12 protein-coding genes are annotated in these 9,127 nt (G+C 49.9%); 1 reads left to right on the top strand and 11 read right to left on the bottom strand.

Going from position 1 to position 9,127, the window contains the following annotated elements:
* Positions 1–215: 215 nt before the first annotated feature.
* Together ACUVQO_RS09200 and ACUVQO_RS09195 are read right to left on the bottom strand one after the other, a co-directional pair.
* Positions 216–794 carry an Npun_F5749 family FMN-dependent PPOX-type flavoprotein gene (locus ACUVQO_RS09200; protein WP_445925584.1) on the bottom strand — a complete coding sequence of 193 codons (579 nt, stop codon included), beginning with the start codon at positions 792–794 and terminating at the stop codon, positions 216–218.
* Positions 794–1,534 carry a M48 family metallopeptidase gene (locus tag ACUVQO_RS09195; RefSeq protein WP_445925583.1) on the bottom strand — a complete coding sequence of 247 codons (741 nt, stop codon included), beginning with the start codon at positions 1,532–1,534 and terminating at the stop codon, positions 794–796. Before ACUVQO_RS09195 ends, ACUVQO_RS09200 begins: the two co-directional genes overlap by 1 nt.
* Before the next feature lie 120 nt (positions 1,535–1,654).
* Here ACUVQO_RS09195 and ACUVQO_RS09190 point away from each other — a divergent pair, with 120 nt between their 5' ends.
* On the top strand, positions 1,655–2,320 hold the full coding sequence (locus ACUVQO_RS09190) for a GNAT family N-acetyltransferase (RefSeq protein WP_445925582.1): 666 nt from the start codon (positions 1,655–1,657) through the stop codon (positions 2,318–2,320).
* A 106-nt stretch (positions 2,321–2,426) separates the two neighbouring features.
* Here the strand turns inward: ACUVQO_RS09190 and ACUVQO_RS09185 are convergent, their stop codons facing one another.
* The 9 genes from ACUVQO_RS09185 to rplQ all read right to left on the bottom strand — a co-directional run bounded on the left by ACUVQO_RS09185 (position 2,427) and on the right by rplQ (position 9,075).
* The gene (locus ACUVQO_RS09185; protein WP_445925581.1) at positions 2,427–2,966 is read right to left on the bottom strand and encodes a cell division protein SepF; all 540 of its coding nucleotides are present in this window, start codon (positions 2,964–2,966) and stop codon (positions 2,427–2,429) included.
* Positions 2,967–3,150: 184 nt separating this feature from the next.
* Complete coding sequence (locus ACUVQO_RS09180) at positions 3,151–4,551, bottom strand: amidohydrolase (protein ID WP_445925580.1); 1,401 nt, start codon at positions 4,549–4,551, stop codon at positions 3,151–3,153.
* Between the two features lie 87 nt (positions 4,552–4,638).
* Complete coding sequence (locus ACUVQO_RS09175; RefSeq protein ID WP_445925579.1) at positions 4,639–5,418, bottom strand: photosystem II S4 domain protein; 780 nt, start codon at positions 5,416–5,418, stop codon at positions 4,639–4,641.
* 2 nt (positions 5,419–5,420) lie between these two features.
* Entirely contained in the window at positions 5,421–6,533 is a 1,113-nt protein-coding gene (gene prfA / locus ACUVQO_RS09170) for a peptide chain release factor 1 (protein WP_445925578.1), read from the bottom strand.
* 96 nt (positions 6,534–6,629) lie between these two features.
* Complete coding sequence (gene rpmE / locus ACUVQO_RS09165; RefSeq protein ID WP_445925577.1) at positions 6,630–6,881, bottom strand: 50S ribosomal protein L31; 252 nt, start codon at positions 6,879–6,881, stop codon at positions 6,630–6,632.
* A gap of 76 nt (positions 6,882–6,957) precedes the next feature.
* A complete protein-coding gene (rpsI, locus tag ACUVQO_RS09160; protein ID WP_445925576.1) occupies positions 6,958–7,365 on the bottom strand; it encodes a 30S ribosomal protein S9 in 408 nt (135 codons plus the stop codon).
* A complete protein-coding gene (rplM, locus tag ACUVQO_RS09155) occupies positions 7,365–7,820 on the bottom strand; it encodes a 50S ribosomal protein L13 (RefSeq protein WP_445925575.1) in 456 nt (151 codons plus the stop codon). The genes rpsI and rplM overlap by 1 nt, the downstream gene beginning before the upstream one ends.
* 54 nt (positions 7,821–7,874) lie before the next feature.
* On the bottom strand, positions 7,875–8,723 hold the full coding sequence (gene truA, locus ACUVQO_RS09150; protein ID WP_445925574.1) for a tRNA pseudouridine(38-40) synthase TruA: 849 nt from the start codon (positions 8,721–8,723) through the stop codon (positions 7,875–7,877).
* 1 nt (position 8,724) lies between these two features.
* The gene (gene rplQ / locus ACUVQO_RS09145; protein WP_233745613.1) at positions 8,725–9,075 is read right to left on the bottom strand and encodes a 50S ribosomal protein L17; all 351 of its coding nucleotides are present in this window, start codon (positions 9,073–9,075) and stop codon (positions 8,725–8,727) included.
* Positions 9,076–9,127: the final 52 nt, after the last annotated feature.

Raw genomic sequence — 9,127 nt, 5'->3', positions numbered from 1 at the left:
TGCGTTTCATCCCCGGCTTAAAAGACCGGGGTTCTCACGCGAGTTTTCTATAGTCTCGCATACTATGGCAACAAGCTTCACCAAGCAAGAATAGGGGTTTGCTATGACTGTGATAGAGACGAGATAGAGTCACAAGTGTGGTGACAATTTCATGGTGATGCTTCCATCTGATACCCAGATAGCGTTCTAGTGCTTGCTTCAAACATCGTCGTGATCTATGGGTTGATCGTTTGTATGGACCATTCTAAGGCATCATTCAAACAATACAGATAGCGATTTTGCGGATCGCCCCGCAGTTCTAGATGATCAACCTGGTGAGGCTGCAACAGTAGCAAGCAAAAGTGGGATAAGGGTGTAGCAGGGTCAGGAAGTGGAGCATTAAAGCCATCGGCGTTTCTGGGCTTACCAGGATGAGGCCAGGTAAACTGAGTCCGGGCAGCATCTGATAGTGCCTGCCACAATCGCTGTCTAGCCTGCTGCAAACCTGGATCGGGATGAGCCTCTGACACCAAAATCAGTGATCCGGAAAGGCGGAATTGTTCGCGAGTATGGGGAAAATACCAGCACACTTCTCCCCAAGGATGGTGATCAATGTTAGCCACCTTCTCGCTGCGGGCATCCGTAACAAACTGTAACTGATCCGTCTTTTCCAAAAATCCCCGAAAAACTACCGTTCGGTTTGCTGGAGAACCATCAGGCCGAACCGTTGCCAGTTGCACATAGCGGGCATAGACCAGCGATCGGTTACGGTGTAAGGCACGCGCCAGAGGCGATCGCCAGGGAGCCAGAGCCATTACTGCTCCATCCACCAAGGAACGAAGTAGCGGGCATCCCGCAGGCTATCATCCAGAGCTTTGTAACTCGGCTCATGACGGCCCACCAGTTCCCAGAAATCCTTGGAATGGTTGAGGTGAATTGTGTGACACAGTTCATGCACCAGGACGTAATGCACCAACTCGCTGGGTAGGAACAGAAGTTTACAATTTAAGCTCACTGTCTTGCGAATTGAACAGCTTCCCCAAATTGTCTTTTGCTGCCGAATTGAAACCTGATCAAATGGTAATTTGAGTTTTTTGCTCACCATTTGCAACCAGGGGGGAAGATGCAACCGGGCTTTGTGAGCGATCCACTGTTGAAGTGCGGCTTTGCAGTAATCGGCATCTGCCGTATTACCCTGCAGGATTAGCACTGAGTTGGGCCGCTCTTGAATAGCAATTCCCTTCCGTCGGGTAGGGTGATACTCCACTTGCCAGGTTTCAGCGATCGCCTGCAGTACAATCTGCTGTGGCTGCTCAACCAGCACATCAGTTCCGACTAAAGCTTGCTGAGTCGCCATGCGCCGGGAGACTCGCTCAATCCAGCGCTGCTTTCTTTGCAAAATCTCAGGGATACGCTTCTGATCAAATCCCTTAGGAACAACAACTTCCAAATCTCCTTTAATAGACATTTTTAAGGAGATGTGTTTTGCTTTGGAGCTTTCTCGAACGGTATAGTCTAGCGACATCTCACTGGATGGAATAACGGCGCTATCCACCTATCATGCCTCAAATTCGTCCGTTGTAGGTGTACCCATTGGGAGTTTTTGGAATTTTAGTCGTTTGCCGACAATTCAGTACGGGCAAAAGCCTTTACACTTGATGAAAATGTCTTAAACGTGGGCATAGAAGACTATTTACCCATGCGCTCTCAACTTCCCCAGCAATTTACCCTGCGTCAGGCAATGACCAGCGATATCACCTGGGCTGCCCCTCTATTGTTTTCCTCTGGTCCAGCCCTCTTCAGCTACATTTTTGCCTCGCCACCGGATCAGACCCAGGAAATTTTGAGCGAAGCCTTCAAGCAACCTGATCATGCCTTTAGCTACGAGTATACGCAGGTGGTTGAAGTCGAAGGGCAGCCTGCTGGATTAATGGTGGGTTATTCCGGTACTCTCAAGCGCCAGGTGGATGAAAAAGTACACTTTGTCATGGCCCGGATTCTCCCGCTAATGAAGTTACCTAAAATCCTGGTCAATGTGGCCGACCTTAGCCGGATCAAACAAGATGTGCGGATGCAGGACTATTACGTCTTAAGTCTGGGGGTCTTGCCAGAGTTTCGCAATCAGGGGTTAGGTAAGCAACTTCTTAAACAGGCTGAATTACAGGCCAGCAAAACATCCTGTCGATCGATTTGCCTGGACGTAACCTTCAATAATCATGCGGCCCAGGTGTTATTGAAAGGTAGAGGTTACAAAGTAGTTTGCAGCAAAACAACGGATCGATTCGAGCGAATGACCCGTGCGGGAGGGTTACACCGAATGGCTAAAGCCCTGGACAGTTAAGGGCTAGGAATTAAGAGGCAACCTTTTAATATTTATTAAGAAAAGAGAAATGCTCATTAATGAAAGAGAGCCAGCAAGTACCCAGGACGGGTATTGTATGTGAAACTCATTGAATATGAAATGATTGAGGGTTCCCAGAGGTTGCCGTAGGCGAAACAACAGGCATCCCGACCGGAGGAGCAGGAGCGGACATGGGTGGGTTAAAGGCAGGCTGTGATGGAGCATGAGAGCTAATCTGCACCACATTAGGAGTGAACAGGAAAATATTTTCTCCCAGGCGCTCCTGATGGCCATCGATCGCAAAGACACCGCCCGCAACAAAATCTACCGATCGTTGGGCTTGGTCGGGATCCATGAGCATCATATTGAGTACGACAGATTTCCGTTCCCTTAAAAGCCTGACGGCCTGAGGAATTTCTTCAAACGAGCGAGGTTGCAGAATTACAACTTCAGAGATACCGGCCCGGTTTGGCATCCCAATCACATTATTAGCGGGTGGAGTCGATCGCTCACGAGATAACATCGGTTGTTCCTGCATGGTTGGATCCTGCAAATAGTCTTCATCCCCGTACTCGTAATCGTAATCGGTTTCATCAAACTGCTCGTTGAAACCAAACGAGTCCCATACTCGCTGAAAAATATTCATGACAACCTCTGTTCAGAGATTAGTTCACCCGTATGTTAGTTCGCTCGTTTCATTTATTGTAGGTGCTAAATAGAAAAAAGCAAAGCAAGCAAACCCATGCGGGTTAAAGCATTTCCTGTGTATTGACACGATAGTAGACGATAAATCTGAAGTTGGAAAAAATTTCCCACCGGAAGCTGTTTTTCTAAACGGACAGGTTCATGACGGAACGGTAATAGTACTCAAGGGGATTAGGAGTGGATGGGCGATCGCCCATCCACTGGCTACGCTCAAACAATTGTTGCCGTAGAGCCTCCACTGACAGGGTAAGCACTTGTCCATCCGCTACAATGCGATCTCCCCTCACCCAGACACTATCCACAACCTGAGTAGGCCGCCCCAAGACGAGCAAGCCAATGGGATCCGTCCGGGGGAGTAATGATAATTGAGTTAAGTCATACAAGACCAGATCCGCCTGTTGACCAACCCCAAGAGAACCAACTTCATTCGCCAAACCTAAGCCTGTTGCCCCCCCTAGAGTTGCCATCTCGATCGATTTTCGCGGGGTCATCCAGGAGCGATAATCAGGGTCGGTTACATTGTGCAGCATCGTCCCCAGTTTGATGGCTTCCAGCAGATCTTGACTATCATTACTGGATGCGCCATCACACCCAAACGTCACATTTACTCCGGCTTTCAGGTAGCTCAAAACAGGAGCCAAACCACTTCCTAACCGCAAATTACTGAGGGGATTGTGGACAACGGTAGATTGAGTCTCAGCCAGAATTGCAATGTCTGTTTCATCTAACCAGACGCAATGTGCCAGAGAGGTGCGAGAACCCAGGAACCCTAAATCTTTCAAATGCTCAACCGCGCTTCGTCCATACTTTTCACTGGCTAGCAGTTTTTGTGCTTTAGTTTCTAGCAAATGCGAATGACGGCAGAGATGGTAGCGCTCGCTCAACTCTACCAGGCCTTTGAACAGCGCATCGGAGCATAACTGCGGCCCGGTCGGAGCCACCATAATGGAAATGCCTTGCTCCGGACGGTGAAACTGTTCCACAACCTCTTGCATGAACTGAATCAGAAATTCGGTGGAATAGGGGCATGATTCCTGGAGGAGGGATCTACCCCTTGCAGGCAGGCTAGCTGTTAAAGGTTCATCTTGAAGCAAAGGGCCAATAAAGGCGCGAATGCCCACCTCTCGATAGGCCTTCACGACTGCTGCGATCGTCTCTAACTCTTGTCCCGGAATCAAAACCAGGTGATCCACTACAGTGGTTCCTCCAGACAACAGAGTTTCTACCGCCGTTCCTAATGCGCTTAGGTAAATTTGCTCTGGATCTAGAGGGGTAAATTTATACAGTTCGGCTAACCAGAGTTCTAAGGGCAGGGGAGGAATACACCCTCGCTGCCACAGTTCGGAAGAATGGGTATGAGCATTAATAAATCCGGGAAGCAGTAACTTATCTCGTCCGTCTACTGCGCTCCCCACCAAGTCTAGTCCAGGGGAAATGCTAGCAATTCGTCCTGCCACAATCTGAACATCAACAATCTCATACCCACCCCTGGATGGAACCAAGGCATTTTGAATGGTGAAATCCACGAGGCTTCAGTCCTTACAAATTTTTTCGTATTCTCGCAGATCCATTCCCGGCCAGCTATCCACCAACTGGGTGAACTCCATCTTTGGTTAGACCCAGCGAGTCAGTTGCACCCGGTAACGATCCTTTTTGGTAACAGCAACTTCTCCCACTTCCACTCGACCTTTCCCCCGGATGGCAATCAGATCGCCAGATTTCATCGGATGGCTGGCACTGGTGATTTCCTTCCAGTTTACGCGCACGTCCCCTGCATTAATCATCTCAGCCATTTTATTACGAGACATGCCAAAGCCAGCCGACGCGATCGCATCCAACCGCATTGATGCTTCCACTGTTGTCAGTTCTTTTTTCCTAGGCTCTCGGATCTTGAGCTCACTCAACTCAATGCGACGGGTTTTAACTGGAACCGATCGCACCTGAGTCAAATTCATTTCCAAAAATTGGGCTATTTCCGGGACGACGATCGCCTGCGCTCCCCGCTCTCCCAGCACCAGAATATCACCTACCTTTTCCCGCACAATTCCAGTTCCCAACAGAGCCCCCAAAAAGTCACGGTGAGTGGCGGGATCAAAGAGAAAATTGCCAGCAATTTCCAGGGCCGTGAGAGCAACGGAGTCATTATTCAGGAGTAGTTCAGCACGGGCGATCGCTATTCGCTGTCGTTCCGCTTGAGGATAACCACCCCAAGCAATCAGGTGGACTTCCGTTAATCGGCTAAATGCTTCCCGCACTTCTGCCAGTTCCGGAGGAGACAAAAAATCTGTTGCTACTACATCCCAGGTTTTAATCGCCTGCTCAGCCTGATCAATCACTCGCGCTACAGCTTCGCGATTCTCAACTCCCTTCAGCAAATCGTCCCTGGGTAACATACCTAAACGGTAGATGGTTGATTGCTACTTTCAGCAGCCAGTTGTTCCAATCGCTCTTGCTGATCCTGGGAAATGCAGGTTTGAATCAAATCTTCCAAATCCCCTTCCAATACTGGAGCCAGAGAAAAGTTTTGGTTTAACCGATGATCAGTCACTCGGTTGTCTTTATAGTTATAAGTCCGAATTTTTTCCGATCGGGAACCCGTTCCTACCTGCATCCGACGAGCCGAAGTCACAGCTTCCTGCTGCTCTTGCAGTTTCATTTCATAGAGTTTGGCCCGCAAAATTTGCATCGCCCGTTCCCGGTTCTGCAACTGCGATCGCTCTTCCATACACTTAATCCGAATTCCGGTGGGTTTGTGGGTCAGGTCTACCGCCGTTTCCACCTTGTTGACATTCTGCCCCCCTGCACCACCCGATCGCATCGTGGTCATTTCAATGTCTTTAGGATCAATGTGAATTTCCACATCATCCACTTCTGGCATCACTGCTACAGTTGCCGTAGAGGTATGGACTCGACCCTGCGCTTCTGTGACGGGAACTCGCTGTACTCGATGCACTCCCGCTTCAAACTTCAGCTTGCTGTAGACGCGATCGCCCTGTACTTCTAGGATGACTTCCTTGAAGCCCCCCATATCTGCCAGAGACTCACTCACCAGCTTCACCCGCCAGCCCTGACTCTCAGCATATTTGGAATACATTCGGAGTAAGTCACCCGCCCAGATACTGGCTTCATCACCACCTGTACCCGCCCGGATTTCCAACATGATGTTTTTGTCATCGTTGGGATCACTAGGCAGCAAGAGGATTTTCAAGCGCTTCTCCAGTTCCTGCAACTTCTGTTCCAGATCCTGCACCTCCAGAGCCGCCATCTCCTGCAATTCCGGATCACTCCCAGCATCCTTGAGAATCTGCCGTGCCCCTGTTAACTCTTCCTGGGAACTCTTCCAGGTCTCATAGGTCGAAACCACTTCTTCCAGGGAAGAACGAGCTTTGGCAACCCGCTGAAATTCAGACGGATCCTTAGCAACATCAGGATCCGCCAGTCGGCGGGTTAACTCATTAAAAGTTTGCTCAACAGATTGCAGCTTATCTAGCAGATACGCTTCAGCCATAGGGGAGTACTCAGTCAGGACGGAAAGATGGTTAGAACTACTGTAAAATCAACGCTCAGCCAGAGAGAAATTACCAGCTTCAGCCGATCCGTCCAGCTAACCCTTTTTCTTCCCTTGGGACTGAGAGGACTCGCTATCACCTTCCATCATGCCGTACTTCCGCAGGAAGCGTTCCACACGACCTTCGGTGTCAATAATCTTTTGAGTTCCGGTAAAGAACGGGTGATTCCCTGACCACACATCTACATGCAGTTCAGGCTTAGTAGAGCCAACAGTCATTACTACTTCACCATTACAGTAGACTTTGGCTTCCGGATACCATTGGGGATGAATATCAGACTTAGGCATGGATTTCTCTCAAATTTCAGTTCTAACTAGATCAATTCTAACGATCCCAGGAGGATAGCAGCAGGGTAAGCAGGATTTAGCGCTTAGAGTACTGAGGTGCTTTCCGGGCTTTCCGCAAACCGTACTTCTTTCGCTCCTTAGCGCGAGGATCACGGGTTAGGTACCCTTCGATCTTCAAAGGCTTGCGATTATCAGGATCAAGCTGGCACAGGGCACGAGCTACCCCCAAACGAACTGCATCAGCCTGTCCCGTCAATCCACCTCCATGAGCCGTCACGAGAACATCGTAGTCTTTGTCCAGACCCAGGGTTTCCAGGGGGGCTTTGGCGGCTGAAAGATAATCGGGGTTGAACTGAAGGTACAAATCACCAGGCTTGCCATTAATGATGAGCTGACCATTACCAGGAACCAATCGCACTCGCGCAACAGCCGACTTCCGCCGCCCGGTACCCATATACATCACACGTCCTTCTGTTGCTTGCATTAAGCCTGTCCTCCAGGAATAGTATTAATTTCAAGGGTTTGAGGTTTTTGAGCTTGATGGGGATGCTCTGGGCCTGCGTAAACTTTCAGCTTGGTAAACAGTTGCCGTCCCAGGGTGTTCTTAGGCAGCATTCCTTTAACGGCTTGTTCAATAATCCGTTCAGGAATCCGGGCCTGCAGCTTATCAAAGGTCTCCACCTTCATCCCACCAGGACGCCCCGAATGACGACGGTACAGTTTTTGAGTCCGCTTTTTGCCCGTGATGTCAACCTTTTCGGCATTCACCACAATGACAAAATCGCCAGTATCGATGGAAGGGGTGTATGTGGGCTTATTCTTACCACGCAAAATACAGGCAATTTCGCTGGCCAAACGACCGAGGCGTTGATCCGCTGCATCGACAACGTACCAGTTGCGCTCTATAGAATCTTGAGGAGGGAGATAGGATTTGTTCATGACCGTAGTACTTGAAAGACAAAATCAATCGACAAAACAGACTTTTAGGAGACGTTAGATGGCCAGACTGGAGGGTTCAACAGCAGGAAAGACAAAGGTTGGTTGAGTGTCGAACCAAATCTCTGAAGGGAAAGGAAATTCTGGGTATCCCACTCGCAAGAGACACAATCCCTGAGCAGGTGCAGCATACTTGACTTCTTCTCGTCGCTGTTCTGCCCAGAGCGCAGTAAAACTGGTAGGCGATCGTAATCCTCGTCCCACCTGCACCAACAACCCAACCAATAATCGCATCATTCCGTATAAGAAACCACTGGCCTGCACCTCAATGGAGATCAATGGCCCCTGGCGCTTACACTCTGCCTCCTGCACATCCACCCAGGAATGGGGGCGTTTGGAACCTGCTCGATGAAACGCGGCCAGATGGTGGCGGCCAATCAAAGGATTCAACGCTTCTTGAATCAACCTTTCATCCAAGGGCTCATGATAGTAATGCCACGAGAATGGTCGAATGAACAGATTGGGGCGAGACTCGGTATACAGCAAATAGCGATAGCGCCGCCATAGAGCTGAGAATCGAGCATGCCAGGTTGGACTTACCGCTGCCGAAGCCCGCACCAGAATATCTTCTGGCAAACGAGCATTGAGAATATCGACCCATCGATGAGCCGGAACTATCAAGGGAGCATCAAAATGAGCCACCTGAGCGGCTGCGTGAACGCCTGTATCCGTTCGTCCAGCGCCATGAATCCGAATGGGTTGACCCAATACATTGGCGATTGCCTTCTCCAACTCCTCCTGCACCGTCCGATGCTTGGGCTGCCACTGCCACCCATGAAAATGAGTGCCCCGATACTGCAGAACCAGGGCAACTCGCTGAGTGGGTTGTGATGCCGCAGAAATCATGTCAGGTTAGCTCAATGATAGCCATCTCAGCATTATCGCCGCGACGAGGAACGGTACGGATAATGCGGGTATATCCACCGTTGCGATCGCCATAGCGGGATCCGGCCTGTTCAAACAGGGCATGAACCAACTGCTTGTCATACAGGTAGCCCATCGCCTGACGACGAGCCGCCAGAGAACCATCCTTCGCCAAAGTGATCATGCGATCGGCCTCAGACCGAACCGCTTGAGCACGTACTTTGGTAGTTTTAATCCGACCATTGCGGATTAACTCCGTGGTCAGCGCTCTCAGGAGAGCCTTCCGCTGGTCAGCGGGTTTGCCCAATTGCGGGACACGACAACGATGACGCATAGTTTTCTAACTTAAAATATGGCAGACAAAAACGGATATAAGGGGCTGAACA

Source organism: Leptodesmis sp. (genome assembly GCF_052746595.1).
Note: the sequence above shows the minus strand (reverse complement) of the source record. Positions and strands in the feature narration are given on the sequence as shown.